General features: G+C 32.0%; 14 protein-coding genes. 6 read left to right on the plus strand and 8 right to left on the minus strand.

Annotation, left to right across the window (positions count from 1 at the left end):
* Positions 1 to 76: 76 nt before the first annotated feature.
* From BN350_RS07460 to BN350_RS07475, 4 genes are all read right to left on the minus strand, one after another.
* A complete protein-coding gene (locus tag BN350_RS07460) occupies positions 77 to 1,531 on the minus strand; it encodes a glutamate synthase subunit beta (protein WP_028043037.1) in 1,455 nt (484 codons plus the stop codon).
* Position 1,532: 1 nt separating this feature from the next.
* Positions 1,533 to 6,011: a glutamate synthase large subunit gene (gene gltB / locus BN350_RS07465; RefSeq protein ID WP_044600189.1), complete on the minus strand. Its 4,479-nt coding sequence runs from the start codon at positions 6,009 to 6,011 to the stop codon at positions 1,533 to 1,535.
* A 14-nt stretch (positions 6,012 to 6,025) separates the two neighbouring features.
* A complete protein-coding gene (asnB, locus tag BN350_RS07470) occupies positions 6,026 to 7,606 on the minus strand; it encodes an asparagine synthase B (protein ID WP_028043039.1) in 1,581 nt (526 codons plus the stop codon).
* A gap of 69 nt (positions 7,607 to 7,675) precedes the next feature.
* Positions 7,676 to 9,769 carry a glutamine synthetase III family protein gene (locus tag BN350_RS07475; protein WP_028043040.1) on the minus strand — a complete coding sequence of 698 codons (2,094 nt, stop codon included), beginning with the start codon at positions 9,767 to 9,769 and terminating at the stop codon, positions 7,676 to 7,678.
* 176 nt (positions 9,770 to 9,945) lie between these two features.
* Between BN350_RS07475 and purF the strand changes: the two genes are divergently transcribed.
* A complete protein-coding gene (purF, locus tag BN350_RS07480) occupies positions 9,946 to 11,346 on the plus strand; it encodes an amidophosphoribosyltransferase (RefSeq protein ID WP_028043041.1) in 1,401 nt (466 codons plus the stop codon).
* A 64-nt stretch (positions 11,347 to 11,410) separates the two neighbouring features.
* Here the strand turns inward: purF and carB are convergent, their stop codons facing one another.
* Together carB and BN350_RS07490 are read right to left on the minus strand one after the other, a co-directional pair.
* Complete coding sequence (gene carB, locus BN350_RS07485; RefSeq protein ID WP_028043042.1) at positions 11,411 to 14,602, minus strand: carbamoyl-phosphate synthase large subunit; 3,192 nt, start codon at positions 14,600 to 14,602, stop codon at positions 11,411 to 11,413.
* Entirely contained in the window at positions 14,595 to 15,665 is a 1,071-nt protein-coding gene (locus BN350_RS07490; RefSeq protein ID WP_028043043.1) for a carbamoyl phosphate synthase small subunit, read from the minus strand. Before BN350_RS07490 ends, carB begins: the two co-directional genes overlap by 8 nt.
* Positions 15,666 to 15,990: 325 nt before the next feature.
* On the opposite strand from BN350_RS07490, the gene BN350_RS07495 reads away from it, so the two are divergent.
* The 5 genes from BN350_RS07495 to BN350_RS20605 are packed head-to-tail and all read left to right on the plus strand — an operon-like array spanning position 15,991 to position 17,360.
* On the plus strand, positions 15,991 to 16,311 hold the full coding sequence (locus tag BN350_RS07495; protein WP_028043044.1) for a DUF6442 family protein: 321 nt from the start codon (positions 15,991 to 15,993) through the stop codon (positions 16,309 to 16,311).
* A gap of 11 nt (positions 16,312 to 16,322) precedes the next feature.
* Positions 16,323 to 16,640: a DUF6442 family protein gene (locus tag BN350_RS07500; RefSeq protein ID WP_028043045.1), complete on the plus strand. Its 318-nt coding sequence runs from the start codon at positions 16,323 to 16,325 to the stop codon at positions 16,638 to 16,640.
* Between the two features lie 10 nt (positions 16,641 to 16,650).
* Entirely contained in the window at positions 16,651 to 16,965 is a 315-nt protein-coding gene (locus BN350_RS07505) for a DUF6442 family protein (RefSeq protein WP_028043046.1), read from the plus strand.
* A gap of 9 nt (positions 16,966 to 16,974) precedes the next feature.
* Complete coding sequence (locus tag BN350_RS07510; RefSeq protein ID WP_028043047.1) at positions 16,975 to 17,184, plus strand: helix-turn-helix transcriptional regulator; 210 nt, start codon at positions 16,975 to 16,977, stop codon at positions 17,182 to 17,184.
* 14 nt (positions 17,185 to 17,198) lie between these two features.
* A complete protein-coding gene (locus BN350_RS20605) occupies positions 17,199 to 17,360 on the plus strand; it encodes a hypothetical protein (RefSeq protein ID WP_155849098.1) in 162 nt (53 codons plus the stop codon).
* Positions 17,361 to 17,396: 36 nt separating this feature from the next.
* Here the strand turns inward: BN350_RS20605 and BN350_RS07520 are convergent, their stop codons facing one another.
* Together BN350_RS07520 and BN350_RS07525 are read right to left on the minus strand one after the other, a co-directional pair.
* On the minus strand, positions 17,397 to 18,452 hold the full coding sequence (locus BN350_RS07520; RefSeq protein WP_028043048.1) for a BtrH N-terminal domain-containing protein: 1,056 nt from the start codon (positions 18,450 to 18,452) through the stop codon (positions 17,397 to 17,399).
* A gap of 2 nt (positions 18,453 to 18,454) precedes the next feature.
* The gene (locus BN350_RS07525; RefSeq protein WP_028043049.1) at positions 18,455 to 19,264 is read right to left on the minus strand and encodes a MerR family transcriptional regulator; all 810 of its coding nucleotides are present in this window, start codon (positions 19,262 to 19,264) and stop codon (positions 18,455 to 18,457) included.
* Between the last annotated feature and the right edge of the window lie 48 nt (positions 19,265 to 19,312).

A 19,312-nucleotide genomic window follows, 5' to 3' on the forward strand; every position in this document is an offset into this window, starting at 1 on the left:
TTAATCAGGATGATTTTCTAATTATATTTCATTTCTTCTTAATAGGGTTATATAAATCCAATAAAGATTAAGACAACTATTTATCTAGATGACTATATCCCATTAAATATTGGTCAACTTCTTTAGCACACTCATTACCCTCAGCTATTGCCCATACAATTAAAGATTGTCCACGATGCATATCACCAGCCACAAATATCTTTTCATTATCTGTCTGATAACTTTCAGACATTGTTTGAACATTATTATATGAATTAACATTTAAATCAAATGAATTAATAAGATAATCCTCTATACCTGAAAACCCTACAGCAATCAGCATAAAATCTGCTTGAATTATTTTTTCACTATTTGCTTTCTCAATCCATTTCCCATCAACAAATGAACCTTCTACTATTTTAACAGCTTTTAATTGTCCATTTTCTTCTAAACATTCTTTTACTGTTGTTTTATAAAGACGTGGATCATGATGAAAAATATCTTTATTTTCTTTTTGACCATAATCTGTTTTTAGACCATTAGGCCACATAGGCCATGGCTGATTGTTCTTGAGTGGCGGTTGCGGCATCATTTCTATCTGTATAATAGAGTTACATTTTTGACGCAAACATGTTCCTACACAGTCATTTCCTGTATCTCCGCCACCAATAATCACAACATCTTTTTGATATGTATTGATTCGTGGTGTTTTTTGATCTAATAAATCCTGTGTTGTTGCTTTTAAAAAATCAACAGCATAATAAACACCTTTGATATTTTGTTTAGGTATTTTTAAATCACGTGGTTTCTTAGCTCCACAACATAAAACGATAGCATCATACTCTTTCATTAATGTTTCTTTTGAAATATCTTTACCAACATCAATATTGGTATGAAAAACAATTCCTTCTGCTTTCATCAATTCAATACGACGTTCAATAATTCTTTTCTCTAATTTCATTTGTGGTATACCATACATAAGCAATCCACCTAAACGATCATCTTTTTCAAATACTGTTACTTGATGTCCGCGACGATTAAGCTGGTAGGCTACTGTTAATCCAGCTGGTCCACTGCCTATTACAGCAACTTTTTTTGTTGTGGAATGTTTTGGTAATGTTGCTTTCATTAAACCATTTTCAAAACCTTTTTCAATAATGAACAATTCATTATCTTTAATTGTCACCGGTTCATCATGAATCCCACATACACATGCTTTTTCACATAACGCTGGACAAACACGTCCAGTAAACTCTGGAAATGGATTGGTTTTTAAAAGACGTAAAAGGGCCTGTTCATCATTATGATGATAAATTTCATCATTCCATTCTGGAATCAAATTATACAAAGGACAGCCTGTCACCATATTGTTTATTTTAATGGCCGATTGGCAAAACGGGACTCCGCAATTCATACAACGTGCCCCTTGCTGACGACGTTGTTGATCATCAAGAGGGATATGTAATTCATCAAAATCATTTAATCTATCACTGATTTTTCTCTCAGTATTTTCAATTCTTTGATATTCTAAAAATCCTGTTGTTTTTCCCATATTACTCCTCCTGCTGATAAAACTCTTGAAAAGCTTTCAGTTCAGCCTCATCATATGAATATCCCATCTTTTTAAAATCATTAATACTTTCTAACATATGCAAATAATGAACTGGCACAATTTTTTTGAATTTTATAATCCAATAATCAAAATCATTTAAAATTTGTTGTGCCAAATGTGAACCTGTTTCTTGCCTATGTTTTTCTAATAATACTCTTAAATCATTCATATCTTTATAATCAGTCACATCTTTCATCATGACTAATTCTTTATTTAAACGTTGAGATAATTGATTATTTGTATCTAAAACATAAGCTATTCCGCCACTCATTCCAGCCGCAAAATTTTTACCTGTTTTTCCCAGAACAACAACTTTTCCACCAGTCATATATTCTAAACCATGATCACCACAACCTTCTACAACTGCCGTTGCTCCAGAATTACGTACTGCAAAACGTTCTCCAGCCTGACCACAAATATAGGCTTCTCCAGATGTTGCACCATAAAGTGCAACATTGCCAATAATAACGTTATCTTCAGCAATGAGTTTTGACTGAGATGATGGCTTAATAACCAGTTTACCCCCTGATAAGCCTTTTCCAAAATAATCATTGGCATCTCCTTCTACAACTATTGCCATACCTTGAGGTAGAAATGCTCCTAATGACTGACCTGCTCCACCTATACAATGAAGCTGATACATATCATTATCTAATTGCCTTTGAATTTGTTTTGTGACTTCACTTCCTAATAATGTTCCAAGACTTCGATTGAGACTTGAAATTGTTACTTTTTCACTGTGAGGCTCTTGTTTTTCAAATGCATCTTTAAAAGCAGATTGAAATAATTTCATATCTAGGGTTTCATTGATTTTAAAATCATAGACATGTTCTTTTTCAAAATGAACATTCAAATTCTTTTTATTTAAAAGAATATCTAATTCTTTATAGCCTGATTTTGCTTTTAAGACATCCATATGTCCAACCATTTCATGAATTGTACGAAATCCTAATTTTGCCATAATTTCACGCAACTCTTCAGCAATAAATCTCATAAAATTGATGACATATTCTGGTTTTCCTTTAAAACGTTTTCTTAGTTTCTCATTTTGAGTAGCAATTCCCACTGGACATGTATCCAAATTACAAACACGCATCATCACACATCCTATCGTCACCAATGGTGCAGTCGCAAAGCCAAATTCTTCAGCCCCTAATAAAGCCGCTATAGCTACATCCCTACCTGTCATTAATTTACCATCTGTTTCTAAAACAACATGTGTTCGCAAACCATTATCAATCAACGACTGATGTGTTTCCATTAAACCTAATTCCCAAGGTAATCCAGCATGATGAATAGAACTTTGTGGAGCTGCACCAGTTCCACCATCATACCCTGATATCAATATGACTTCAGCTCCCGCCTTAGCAACGCCAGAAGCAATGGTTCCTACTCCTGACTCTGAAACAAGTTTAACAGAAATACGCGCATCACGATTGGCATTTTTCAAATCATAGATTAACTGTGATAAATCTTCTATAGAATAAATATCATGATGAGGCGGCGGTGAAATCAATGTGACTCCTGGTGTTGAATAACGTGTTTTTGCGATCCAAGGATAGACTTTTTGACCAGGAAGATGACCACCTTCACCTGGTTTTGCACCCTGGGCCATTTTAATTTGAATTTCTTTTGCACTGACTAAATAATCACTCGTTACACCAAAACGACCACTTGCCACCTGCTTAATAGCACTATTAGCATTTGTATTGAAACGATGTGTTTCCTCGCCACCTTCTCCAGAATTAGATTTCCCACCCAATTCATTCATCGCAATGGCCAAACACTCATGTGCTTCTTTTGAAATAGAACCATATGACATAGCTCCTGTTTTAAAACGCTTAACAATACTTTCAACACTTTCCACTTCATCAATAGGAATAGATTGACAATGACTCATATCAAATTCTAATAAATGTCGTAATGCAAATGATTGTGATTCTAATTGTTTTGAATAATCTTTAAACAAACTATAACTTCCTGTTTGTGTTGCCTTTTGTAACAAGACAATTGTTTCAGGATTATACATGTGCTTCTCACTTTCTGGTCCACGACGGAATTTATGAATTCCTAAACTCTTTAATGATGTATCCTCTAATGAATCAAATCCATAGTGATGATAATAATGAATATCTTCTTCAATATCTGATAATCCTTTATGACCAGCTGAATACATTGTATGAGAAAAATAATTTTCCATTACATCCTCTTTCAATCCAATTGCTTCAAAAATCTGTGCTGACTGATAAGATTGTAATGCTGAAATACCCATTTTTGCAGCAATTTTAACAATACCTTTTAAAATAGCATGATTATAATCTTTAATCGCTTCATCGGTATTCTTATCTAATAAACCTTGGTGATTCATCTCTATAATACATTCATGAGCCAAGTAAGGATAAATAGCTTTCGCACCAAATCCCAATAAACATGCAAACTGATGAACATCTCGTGGTTCACCACTTTCTAATACAATTGATATAGCTGTTTCTTTTTTTGTTTTAACCAAATGATTTTCGACAGCTGAAACAGCTAATAAAGATGGAATGATAAAATGATTTTCATCTACTCCTTTATCACTCAGAATGAAGATATTCATTCCTTCCTGATAAGCCTGATCACAATTAAGAAATAATTGATCTAAAGCTTCTTTCAAAGATATTTGTTTATCATATAACAAGGAGATTCTACAACTATGAAATCCATTTTCATTAAGTTCAGTCATTTTATTCATATCATAGCCATCTAAAATCGGATTATTCACTTCGATAACACGACTATTGTCTTGACAGTCATGTAATAATTGTCCCTGTGATCCAAGATAAATTGTTGTATCCACAATAATATGTTCACGTAATGAATCTATTGGTGGATTTGTCACCTGTGCAAACTGCTGTTTAAAATAATGGAATAAGCGAGGATGGTTATGACTTAACATAGCAAGAGGAATATCTGTTCCCATTGATGCAATAGGTTCAACACCATTTTGGCACATAGGCAAAATCATGTCTTTAACATCTTCATATGTATATCCAAAAACTTTGTATAGAATATATCGTTCGTTTTGTGTATGCATATGAATTTTGGTATCTCTAACTGGTAAATCTTTTAAATACACAAGATTTTGATTTAGCCATTCACTATAAGAATGTTCCTGAGCAAAATTCTTTTTACAAACATCATCTTCTATAAATTGTTTTTTAGTTGTATCGACAAGTAACATTTTACCTGGTTCTAATCTGGATTTTTTAACAATGCGACTTTCATCAATATCAAGAACACCAACTTCTGATGAGAGAATAAGTGTATTGTCATCAAGAATATAATAACGTGCTGGCCTTAAACCATTACGATCTAACATAGCACCCATCACTTCACCATCACTAAATAAAATGGCTGCTGGTCCATCCCAAGGTTCCATCATTGTTGCATAATAATGATAAAAATCTTTTTTATCCTGTGACATGGCTGTATGTTTCCATGGTTCTGGAATCAATAACATCATTGCTTTAGCAAGTGGCATACCATTCATATAGAAATATTCTAATGTATTGTCTAGAATTGCTGAATCAGAACCATCAATATCAATAATAGGATGAATTTTAGATGATTGATTTTGGAAATATGCAGAGTGTAATGTTTCTTCTCTAGCAAGCATTCGTTTTGCATTTCCACGGATTGTATTGATTTCACCATTATGAGCAATCATACGATGAGGATGAGCTTTTTGCCAGCTAGGATTAGTATTTGTAGAAAAACGTGAATGCACAATCGCAATAGCACTCTGATAATCGCTATCCTGTAAATCAAGATAAAACTGTCTTAATTGCTGTACAAGAAACATTCCTTTATAAACAATTGTTGATGATGATAAGGAAACAACATAGCTTTGCGAACAAGATTTTTCAAATTCACGACGTACCAAATATAATATTCTTTCAAAGTCCATTTTCTTATAAATGTCATTTTTTTCAATAAAACACTGCATAATACATGGCATACATTCTTTTGCCTTTTGTCCTAAAATATTTTCTTGACAAGGAACTTTTCGCCATCCTAAGAATTTGAGTTGATTTTTCTTTATGATATCTTCAAATGTTTTCATTGCCTGTTGTTGTTCTTGGGTATCTTGAGGAAAGAAAAACATTCCTACTGCATAATGGTGAGGTTGTGGTAAGTTGATTTGTAATGATTGTACTACTTTTTTAAAGAAACGATGAGATATCTGTAATAAAAGGCCTACTCCATCACCAACTTCTCCACTTGCATCTTTACCAGCACGATGCTCAAGCTTTTCTACAATTGTTAATGCTTGATCTACAACTTTATTATCTGCTCTCCCATCAATATGAACAACAGCTCCTATTCCACATGCATCATGTTCTCTCACATTTCTTATTCTCTGATTATAATCACTCATCTAATCATCCTTCCTTACTTTCCACTATTTCCATAATTTTTTAAAAATCTCGCTGATGGATCTTGTACCTGACATCCTTCCCACTTCAAATTAGGCATCCAGAACCCTTGAATCATATGTGCCTGATGCGGATAATATTTTTCAAAAATCTCACGATAAAGCAATGATTCTTTTGTAAATGGAACTGCAAAATCATATACTTGTCTCTTTGCTTCATATTGCTCATCACTATAATAACTCTCTGCATATGCTTTTAATTCATCAACAAGTGAATGTCCAACCGCATCAGAAAATGCAGCTTTTTCTCTCATTAAAATATCTTCAGGTAAATAACCTTTATCAAAAGCCTTACGTAATAAATATTTTCCTTTTCCATATACATTCATTTTTTTAGCTGGATCAATATGCATGACATAATCTACAAAAGCCAAATCACCAAAAGGAACACGTGCCTCCAGTGAATGTACACTAATACATCTATCAGCACGTAAAACATCATACATATAAAGTTCTCGAATACGTTTTTCAGACTCCTTCTGAAATTCCAAAGCATTTGGAGCAAAATCCGTATACTTATATCCAAATAATTCATCTGATATCTCACCTGTTAAAAGCACGCGTATATCAGTATGCTGATGGATATACTGACATAAAAGATACATTCCAATTGATGCTCGAATGGTTGTAATATCATAAGTTCCTAATGTATAAATGACATCTTCTAAAGATTGAATAACATCATCTTTTGTAATTATGACTTCAGTATGCTGACTGTGAATAAAATCTGCAACTTCTCTCGCATATTTCAAATCAATAGCATCACTTTCCATACCAATCGCAAACGTTTGTATTGGTTTGTTGAGCAAACGTGATGAAATTGAACAAACAAGAGAAGAATCTAATCCACCACTTAATAAAAAACCTAATGGAGCATCAGCATCTAATCGCTTTTCTATCCCTTTCACTAACAAATCATAGATATGATGACAAACTGTTTCTAAATCATCGTTATGAAATTCATCAACCAAACTCATATCTCTATAACATACAAATTTTTCATTCTTATAATAATGTCCAGGTGGAAATGGATAAATCTTCTGACATATATCTATTAAGTTTTTGCATTCTGATGCAAAAACAATATTCTGTTCTTTATCATAACCATAAAATAACGGTCTAATACCAATAGGATCTCTTGCTGCAATGAATTCCTTTGTCTCCCCATCAAAGATAATCATTGCAAACTCTCCATCAAGATATTGAAACATCTGTACACCCATTTTTATATAAAGAGGTAGTAAGATTTCACAATCACTCTCTCCCTTAAACTCAAATCCTTCTTCTATTAATTTATTTTTGATTGAGCGGAAACCATAAATTTCACCATTACATACAACATAATGACCTGCTTTTTGAAATGGCTGCATGCCATGGCTATCTAATCCCATAATAGATAATCGCTGAAATCCTAACAATCCCTCTGTTGTATCAACAATACGCATATCATCAGGTCCTCTTGAACGGGTTCTTTCAAACCCATTCAAAAATAATTCTTTTGATACATTTTGACAACAATACCCCATAATTGAACACATATTTTATTTCGTCGAGCAGTTATGTCTCAACTTTACCCCCTCTCCTTATTCATAATTTAAGTTTTGTTATTATAGAATGCCAAATAATAATTTACCATATGTTGGAAATGGCCATGATTTTTCAGCAGTTCGTTTTTCCAATTGATCACATGGTGTACGTAAAGCCATCATTGCTGGAATGACTTTATCTCGATAATAAAATGCTGCCTTTTCATAATCAGTAATATCTTGAACTTGATTTAAAATATCTTCTAAAGATAGTGTTGCTTTATAAGCTTCATCGAGTAATTTTGAAATATCTTTTAGGACTTCTTTTTCATAAATATTTTCAGTTTGAATGACTTTATCTTTCGTTGCACAAGTCTTAGCAAGTGTATACGAATATTGACTTACAGCTGGCAGAATTTCTTTTCTCACCATATTTAACATTGTTAAGGCTTCAATGTTTAAGGTTTTTACATACTCTTCCATTAAAATTTCATAACGTGAAATAACTTCTTCTTTATCAAAAACCTTATGTCTTTGGAATAATTCAATATTTTCATCTTTAACAAAATATGGTAAGGCATCTGGTGTTGTACGTAAATTGAATAAGCCTCTTGCTTTTGCTTCTTCTACCCATGAATCATCATAACCATTTCCATTGAAAATAATACGTTTATGATTTTTAATCGTTTCTTTAATTAAACGATTTAATGCTGATGTCAAATCAGATGCTTCCTCTAATATATCAGCAAATAATTTTAATTCATCTGCAATAACTGTATTGAGTATAATATTACAATTTGCGACAGATGAACTTGATCCTGGCATACGGAATTCAAATTTGTTTCCAGTAAAGGCAAATGGTGATGTACGATTACGATCTGTTGTATCTTTAGGAAATTTTGGTAAAACATGAGCACCAATTTTCATGACTTCTTTTTCTTTGAAATCATATGTTTTATCTTCTTCAATAGCACTTAAAATTTGTGTTAATTCTTCACCTAAGAATACTGAAATAATGGCTGGTGGTGCTTCGTTTGCTCCTAAACGATGGTCATTTCCAGCAGTAGCAACGGATAATCTTAATAAATCCTGATGTTCATCTGCTGCCTTAATAACAGCACATAAGAATAACAAAAACTGTGCATTTTCATATGGTGTCTCACCTGGTTCTAATAAATTTACACCTGTGTCAGTTGATAACGACCAGTTATTGTGTTTTCCACTCCCATTAATACCATCAAATGGTTTTTCATGAAGTAATGCAACAAGTCCATGTTTTTTAGCAATACGTTGAATCAATTCCATTGTTAATTGGTTGTGGTCAGTTGCCATATTTGTAGTAGAGAAAATAGGTGCTAATTCATGCTGTGCTGGTGCAACTTCATTATGCTCTGTTTTAGCTAAAATCCCTAATTTCCACAATTCTTCATTTAACTCATTCATAAACTCTTGGACTCTGCTTTTGATTGTTCCAAAATAATGATCTTCCATTTCCTGTCCTTTTGGTGAAGGTGCACCAAATAATGTACGACCTGTATAAATTAAATCTTTTCTTTTTTCATAATATTTCTTATCCACTAAGAAATATTCCTGTTCTGGTCCTACCGTTGTTTTGACACTCTTCACATCTTCATTACCAAATACTCTTAAAATTCTTAATGCCTGCTTATTAATGGCTTGCATACTTCTGAGTAATGGTGTCTTTTTATCTAATGCATGTCCTGAATAAGAACAAAATGCAGTTGGAATACATAAAACATTATTTTTAATAAATGCATATGATGTTGGATCCCATGCAGTATATCCACGTGCTTCAAATGTTGCACGTAATCCCCCATTTGGAAATGATGAAGCATCTGGCTCTCCTTTAATAAGTTCCTTACCAGAAAATTCCATAATAACTTTTCCATTTCTGTTTGTATTAATAAAACTATCATGTTTTTCAGCTGTTACTCCTGTCATTGGCTGAAACCAATGGGTATAATGTGTAGCTCCATGTTCAATAGCCCAATCTTTCATAGCATTCGCAACAGCATTTGCTATTTTTAAATTTAATGATTTCCCCTCTTTAATTGTTTTTTGAAGTTCATTGAAAGTATCCTTTGCAAGTCTTTCTTCCATAATTTCTTCATCAAATACTAAAGTCCCAAAAATATCAGTTATCTTTTTTTCCATATCTATCACTCCTCTTCCATAAACATTTCGTTTATTTACTTGAATTATGCTACACTCGCATTTGTTTGTCAATTATTTTTTATTATTTTGATAAATTATTATTAAATTTATTTGAAAAATACAATTCCTTTGTATATAATAAATATAGGTAATTAATCTATAAAGGAGAATAAAATATGGATGATTTAAAGGAAGTTCATGAAGAGTGTGGGGTTTTTGGCATTTTTCAGCATCAAGATGCTGCTCAACTTTGTTATTATGGTTTGCATGCCTTACAGCATCGCGGGCAAGAGGGTGCTGGAATTTTAGTCTCACATCAAGATCACCTTTCTCTTCATAAAGGTGAAGGATTAGTAACTGAAGTTTTTAATCCTGATAAAATAAACAATTTGCATGGTATTCACGCTATTGGACATGTGCGTTATTCTACAGCTGGTGGTGGTGGCATTATGAATGTTCAACCACTGCTTTTTAGAACAATGAATGGTGATATGGGTATATGTCATAATGGAAACATTGTTAATGCTGATGTTTTGAGATTAGAACTAGAGTCACAAGGAAGTATTTTTTCATCTTCTTCTGATACTGAAATTTTAGGACATTTGATTAAACGACAAAAAGGACATATGATTGATCGAATTTGTGTTTCATTAGATCAATTGGATGGAGCTTTTGCATTTTTAATTCTCTTGGAAGATTGTTTATATGCTGTTCGTGATCGCTATGGATTAAGACCTTTAGCTATTGGTCAACTTCCTAATGGTTCTTATGTTTTTGCATCAGAAACATGTGCTTTAGATATTGTCGGTGCTCAATTTATAAGGGATATTGAACCTGGAGAAATAGTACGTGTCAAAAATAATCAATTGCTTTCTCGCATTTATACTCAAAAAACTATTCATGATCAAATTTGTGCTATGGAATATGTTTATTTTTCTCGCCCAGATAGTACCATTGATGGCATTAATGTTCATACAACACGTAAAAATGCTGGAAAGCAGCTTTATTATGAGAGTCCTGTAGATGCAGATATTGTTATAGGTGTCCCTGATTCTTCCATTTCTGCTGCTATTGGATATGCTGAAGCTTCACACATTCCCTATGAAATGGGACTTATTAAAAATAAATATGTTGGCAGAACTTTTATTCAGCCTACACAAGAATTAAGAAATCAGGGAGTACGAATGAAACTTTCTGCCGTTGCATCTATTGTTAAAGATAAAAAAGTGATTATGATTGATGATTCCATTGTACGTGGAACAACTTCTAAACGTATTGTTTCATTATTAAAAGAAGCTGGCGCTAAAGAAGTTCATGTACGAATTGCTTCACCAGCCATCAAATATCCTTGTTTTTATGGTGTTGATACTTCGACACTTAAGGAACTTATTTCTCATCAGATGAATGTTTCTCAACTTTGTCAATATATTGGTGCAGATTCTCTAGCATTCATAAGTGAGGAAGGTCTAAAAAGATCAATCCACTTCAAAAAGGAATATACTTGTGACTTATGTATGGCATGTTTTAACAAACAATATGTCACACCACTCTATAACAATGAATTTGAGCATGATTAAAAACTTTCAAAATACATAATATACCAAATAAGCCAACTCTAGTATGACTAAAGCTGGCTTATTTTTATTTTGCTATATTCATTAATGTTGTCTTGCTTTGATGTTTTTTCTTGAGACTTGTAATTAAAGCCTGCGCAGTATCTAAAGATGTATAAATAGGAATACCTGCTTCTACTGCAAATCTTCTAATCAGGAAACCATCTTTCAGATTATTATTACGGGTTGGAATATCAATAACCAAATCCACAGTATCTGTTAACATCAAATCAAAGATTGTGTTTGATGCTGCGTCTATTCTATTAACCAAATATACAGGAATATTATGTTCTTTAAGAAAATGATATGTGCCTTCTGTTGCATAAAGATGATATCCAAAAGAATGATATTCTCTTGCGATAGACAAGAACTCTTCTTTTGCACTATCTTTAATTGTACAAATAATATTCTTTTTCTTAGGTAATTGTATTCCAGTTCCAATAAAGGCTTTATAGATGGCTTCATCATAATCTGACGAAATTCCTAGTACTTCACCCGTAGACTTCATTTCAGGTCCTAGACTTATTTCAGCACCTTTAATTTTTTCAAAGGAAAAAACCGGCATCTTAATAGCAATTGTATCTTTTTCAGGTGCTAAGCCATATTTATAACCTTGGTCTTTGATTGATTTTCCCATAATCACATGAGTCGCAATATCAACAACGGGAATATCTGTTACTTTAGAAATATAAGGGATGGTACGTGACGAACGTGGATTGACTTCAATGACATAAACCTGATCTTCATATACAATAAACTGAATATTAATTAATCCAATCACATGCAACGCTTTTGCAAGTCTCTTTGTATAATCAACAATAACTTCCTTAATTTCGGATTTAATCTTTTGCGGTGGATATACAGAAATACTATCACCGCTATGAACACCAGCACGTTCAACATGTTCCATAATTCCCGGAATCAAAACACCATATTCATCGCAAATAGCATCAACTTCAATTTCTTTACCAGCTAAATATTTATCAATGAGTATTGGATGTTCTTGATATTGACGATGAATAATTTTCATAAACTTTACAATATCTTCATCATTTAAAGCAATTTCCATGCCTGCTCCACCTAATACATAGGAAGGTCTTACTAAAACGGGATAGCCTAATTGATGAGCCGTTTCAATAGCTTCCTGTGTTGTCATAACTGTAGAACCTTTGGGTCTATCAATCTGACATTTCTCTAAGATTTCATCAAATCTTTCACGATCTTCTGCCGCATCTACATCATCAGCTGATGTTCCTAAAATCTTGACTCCCATATCTAATAGGGCTTGTGTTAATTTAATGGCCGTTTGTCCACCAAACTGTACAATAGCACCATCAGGCTTTTCTCTATCAACAATACTTTCAACATCTTCTGGTGTTAAAGGTTCAAAATACAATCTATCTGCAATATCAAAATCAGTGGATACTGTTTCTGGATTATTATTCACAATAATTGTCTCATATCCAGCATCTTTCAATGCCCATACACAATGCACAGAACAATAATCAAATTCAATACCCTGTCCAATACGAATAGGTCCTGACCCTAGTACCATAATTTTCTTTTTATCTGATACTGTACCAACTTCATTGTATCCTCCATATACTGAATAATAATAAGGGGTTGTTGCATCAAATTCAGCTGCACATGTATCGACTGTCTTATACACTGCAACAATATCATTATCAATTCTAAGTTTATGTATAGCTTGTTCTGACTGGTGTGTATATTTAGCAATAATTTTATCAGGAAATTCTAATCGTTTTGCTTTTTTTAATAAGTCTATTGTGAGTGGTTTGTTTTTTAATGCATTTTCTACTTCTATTAAGTGCTTAATCTTATCAATAAACCACAAATCAATAGATGTTATAGCATGAATTTCTTTTTCACTTATTCCTTTTCTTAAAGCCTCAGCAATTACAAATAGTCTTTGATCATCAACATCTTTGAGTTTTTCTTTTAATTCATCATAATTTAATTGATCTATTTCAGGTATGTGTAAATCATATAAATTTTGTTCAAGAGAACGAATAGCTTTCATTAAAGCACCTTCAAAATTTTGACAAATACTCATAACCTCGCCAGTTGCTTTCATCTGTGTTCCTAATTTCCTAGATGCTCCTATAAATTTATCAAATGGCCATTTTGGAATTTTACAGACAATATAATCCAATGTTGGTTCAAAAGATGCATATGTTTTTCCTGTCACTGCATTGACAATTTCATCTAAAGTATAACCTAATGCGATTTTGGCAGCTAATTTCGCGATAGGATAACCAGTTGCTTTTGAAGCAAGTGCTGATGAACGAGAAACACGAGGATTGACTTCAATGACACAATACTCAAAACTATGTGGATTTAAAGCGTATTGTACATTACAGCCACCTTGAATATTTAAGGCTGTAATAATATTGAATGCTGAACTTCTTAACATCTGATATTCTTTATCACTTAAAGTTTGACTCGGTGCAACAACAATACTATCACCTGTATGAACGCCTACTGGATCAAAGTTTTCCATATTACAAACAGTAATACAGTTACCAGCACTATCACGCATAACCTCATACTCAATTTCTTTCCATCCAGATATACATCTTTCAATCAAACACTGATTCACACGAGACAATCTCAATCCATTAGAACAAATATCATGGAGTTCCGATTCATGATAAGCAATACCTCCACCAGTTCCTCCTAATGTATAGGCTGGTCTTACGACAACTGGATAACCGATTTCTCTTGCAAATGCTAATGCATCATCTACATGATTCACAACAAGTGAGGCAGCACATGGTTCTCCAATTTTTTCCATGAGTGTCTTAAATTCTAATCTATCTTCGGCTTTCTTGATTGTATCTGTATTTGTTCCAATTGTTTTCACATGATATTTATCTAGGAAACCTTCATCAGCTAATGCCATAGCGATATTTAATGCATTTTGTCCTCCGAGAGTTGGTAAAATACTATCTGGTTTTTCAACTTCTATTAAGTGTTTGACAACAGGTACAGTTAAAGGTTCAATATAAACTTTATCAGCAATATCTTTATCAGTCATAATTGTTGCAGGATTAGAATTAATGAGGACAACTTCTATACCCTCTTCTTTTAAAGCACGACATGCTTGTGTGCCAGCGTAATCAAATTCAGCTGCCTGACCAATAATGATTGGACCAGAGCCAATGACTAATACTTTTTGAATTTCTTTATATTTAGGCATTGATTTTTCCTCCCATCATTTTTATAAACTCATCAAATAAATAACCTGTATCTAGTGGTCCTGCACATGCTTCTGGATGAAATTGAACAGTTTTGATATTTTCATCTATGTATTCTAATCCTTCAATAGTTTGATCATTAACATTCACAAACCATGGTTTCGCAATACTTTCATCAATTGTTTTCACAACATAGTTATGATTTTGGGTTGAGATATAAACTCTATGTGTTGTTAGATCTTTAACTGGATGATTAGCTCCATGATGTCCATATGTCATCTTCTCTGTCTCAAACCCATGTGCCAAAGCCAGCAACTGATGACCTAAGCAAATCGCAAAGACTGGTAAGCCACTCTTAGATAATATTTTTAATTCATCAATAATATTCTGACATTCTTTTGGATCTCCTGGTCCATTTGACAACATAACACCTTCATAGTGACCTTCTAAAATTGTACTCACAGGTGTTGAAGCTGGATATATAGTTACAGCACATCCTCGTTTTACCAGTTCAATAGCAATGTTCTTTTTTGCTCCAAAATCATATAAAGCGACTTTTCTTCCTTGACCTATTGTATAAGGTTTTTGACATGTTGTTGCCTCAACAACACCAGTTACACGAAAATCTTTTATTTTCTTTAAAATTTCACTTAAATCATCATATTGATAGGTTGTTATCATACCATTCATACAACCTTTTTGACGGATAATCTTAGTCAAATATCTTGTATCAATTCCTTGAATTCCTGGAATATCATGTTTTTTTAGATAATCCTCTAAATCCATATTTTTTCTAAAATTATTTCCCAATCTCGCCAGTTCATTCACTACAAAACTTTCAACATAAGGAATTTGTGATTCCTGATCATCTAAACAGACACCATAATTCCCAATTAAAGGATACGTCATGACAACACTTTGTCCAGCATATGAAGGATCAGTAAGAATTTCTACATAACCCGTCATTGATGTATTAAATACAAATTCACTGATAACCTCCTTATCTGCACCAAAATGTTCCCCTTCAAAAATCTGACCATCTTCCAAAATCAAATATGCTTTCATAAATACCTCCTAATTTACAAAAAAACATATCAATACAAATGATATGTTTTCTAACAAATATGAAAAATGAGAAAAAAAGACTTATTGAAAATTTTTTTACTAACAATCTTTTGAAATGTCACCATATTTCTCATTCCTTTCTATTTCTTAAATAGTATAGTGAATTTCAATATATAATGCAATAGTTTTTATAATTTTTTATTATTATAAAATTAATTTATTGTAAATATTGGAAAATATTAATTATTTTTTTATATATATTGACAAGTATACTTGTCATGATATAATATAAGTGTAAAGAAAACTTGTCATAGGAGATGAGATTATGAATAAAGATGAAATTCTTAATAAAGCCAAAAAAAGAAAAGCAACAGATCTTGATGAAAGAGAAATGCAAATTATGTTAAAAGCTGATCGATTAGCTGTCATTGCAGGTTTCATTATTTGCATTATCCTAATGACTGTCAAAATGATTGCAGGACAACCTTATTATGATGTCTATGGTATTGGATGTATGCTGATGGGTTGCCAAAATTTATACTTCGGACTTAAAGTTCACAATAAATCTAATATTTTATTAGGAATTGGTTGGACTTCGCTTTCCGTTCTTATCACAGTCGTTTACATTATTGATGTTCTTGGTTAGGAGGATACCACATGAATAAAGAAGATATTTTAGCAAGAAGTCGTCATGAAAACCATGATGAAATATACGAATATATTGACAACAAAGCTTTAACAATAGCTTCAGGTATTTTTATACTGATGTGTTTGTTGATGTTGGCTTTCTCTTTTATGAGTACAATTCAAAATGAAATGATCTATACAACTTTAAGTTTATTATGGAGTTACTTAAGCATTTATTGTTTTGCACGTTATTATTATTTAAAATCAAAAATATATATCATTATTGGATTTATTGTATTATTATTGGCATCATATTCAATTGTCCAAGTTTGGCTAATGATTTGGTAGGAGGTTGTATATGTTAAAAGATGAAATTATTCAAAAATATCATAAAGAAAAAGATGAGGGTAAAATTTTCTTTAGCCAGAAAGCATTATTAAAAAGTTATGGGGTTATGGCGATTGTTGCTGCATTTTTAATAATTATGTCTTTCTTACTCACTGGTGAGAGCACAATAACTGATATTGTCTTTATTCTTATTCTTCCATATATTTTTATTATCTATGGAATGCGTGCTTTTTATTTAAAGAATAAATTATATATTTTTATTTCTTTACTTTGGTTTTTCACTTTTTGTATAAAAGTTATTGATTTTATCAATGCGTTCTTATAAGGTTTATATATGAATGAAAAATTAATCTTAAAGAATCATCTCAAAGAAGCACGTAATGAAAAAAATATCTCGCAAACCCAACTTGCTCAAATGGTGGGTGTATCTAGACAAACAATTAGTTCTATCGAAACAGGACAATTTAATCCGACTGCAAAACTTGCTCTTATTTTATGTATTGCATTAGATAAAGCATTTGAGGAATTATTTTATTTTGATTAAGGAGGAGATAAACAATGAAGATTATACTTACCGGATTCTTATTATGTTTATGTGGAATATTTCTGTTTTTAATATCAGAAACATTGCAACTATCATGGCTAATAAGTTTAACTGTATTTGTGATTGGTGTTCTCTGTTCTGTTGCAGGAATTGTAACCCTTGATAAATCAATGTAAAAAGCGTAGATATCTACGTTTTTTATTTGTATTTCATTAAAATGCTCTAGAGTCAATAGTTTCTTTTAATAGCCTATATAAATCTTTTTCTTCTTTATAGATTTCCAATATTGAAATAGACATTTTTTCTAATAAATATATGTCAGCTGTTAATGATAATTGCCACAAATCATTAGCTATTTTATCCCATCTTTTAGCAACATCTATGAATCTCTGTCCTAAAGTTACTAAACATTCATTCTTCACTATAGGTGCAGTTTCTATTAAAAACTCACCATACATTTTACGAAAAATCCCCCCACCTGTTCCACCATCTTGATTAATTTGGAAATAATTTGTTATCCCTGCTATTTTGAGTTTACTGGCATTAAAATTTTTCCATTTCAGTATTTCTTTAGAAAATTTTTTTATTCCATTAATTCCTAAAAGCTGGGCTGGTGGGTTAAGCATAATTTCACAGGTTTCTTTTATAGCAGACTGTATCATTGTTTCATCAATTTCCTTATATCCAGTAAAATCAAATGCCAAAAACCTATTATTGGCTGGAAATGGTCTATAAGAACTGCTACGAGCTTTTTCAATTTCATTATAATCAACCAAATGATAATCTTGATTGATTTGTCCTTTAGGAATGCGAACGGGATAATCATGATTATCTCTGTCACTTAGCCAAAATTTTTGCGTTGAATCATCATATCCAAATAACACCACAGCATGTCCTCCAAAATGACTATTGGCATCCATGTCAAGATAACTCAAATAAGGCATATCTACGTAGATTAAGACTGGATTATTTATATCAATCATACTTTTTGTAGTCTCTAAAACTTTTATATAGTCCTTTGAAGTTTTGCATTTTATCTTTATATTTAAGCGTTCAGCAAGCTTTTTCTCAAATTCAAATACTTTTGTTCTCCCACTTACCATAGGTGAATAGGATTGATTAATATACAAGAATGATAGGCCTGAAGCGATTCCAAAAATCATTTCTTCTGATATTGGATAATCATAATATGAGAATATTTGTTTTAAAGAGTTAGTCATACAATGTTTTCCACCTTGTGGAATAAAATTTTCAATCACTTTTTTCATAATTATTCCTTCCCTTCTATCTCATAAGGCAAGAGAATTTCAGTTATATAGTTATCAGGATTTCCTTGGAAAATCATTCCTGGACTTTTGATATACATTTCTCTGATTGGCGTTAAGATCTCAATATGATGTGTATTCGCATAGTTAAAAACCGCTCTATATGCAAGGTATAAAGTATCATATCCACCATAATGTATTGTATGGAGTGCTTTTATTTTAGGTAATATTTTACATTCAATTTTTGCATCTACAATATACTCTTTTATCGGGATACAAAGTTCAATATCTGCATTTTCAACACATTCTTCATCAAAATAGCAATTAAAATGTTTGCCATCTTTATTATTCTTGACTGTTTTATATAATATTGGAACATACTTATCAAGATCACTATATTTTCCAGTAAATCTTATTGAAGCAACTAATATTTTTTGAATTTCTTTCTTCTCAATAGGATAATCGTTAATCTTGTGCGTAGTCTCAAAAGAAAATGTATTTGAACTGATTTTCTCAATAAGTTCTTTTTCCTTAGAAATATTTCTTTCAATTAATTTCTTTTTTTCTTGCAGGATGTAAACTAAGTCGTTTTCATTTTCAACTGTTTCAATAACTTCCCTAATCTCCATAATAGAAAATCCCAAAGTCCGTAATTTTTTGATAAGCATGGCTTTTATTAAATCACTATCATTATAATATCTATACTGATTTTCCTCATTTCTAAATGAAGGCTTAAGAATATTGGATTCATCATAATAACGTAAAGTTTTTACAGTCAACCCTGAAATTTTAGAAAACTGGCTTATTTTATACATAATTTTCTCCTTCAAACTTATTATAAACTATCCTCCGCACAGGAATGT

This window comes from Candidatus Stoquefichus massiliensis AP9 (assembly GCF_000455285.1).
Classification (GTDB): Bacteria; Bacillota_I; Bacilli_A; order Erysipelotrichales; family Coprobacillaceae; genus Stoquefichus; species Stoquefichus massiliensis.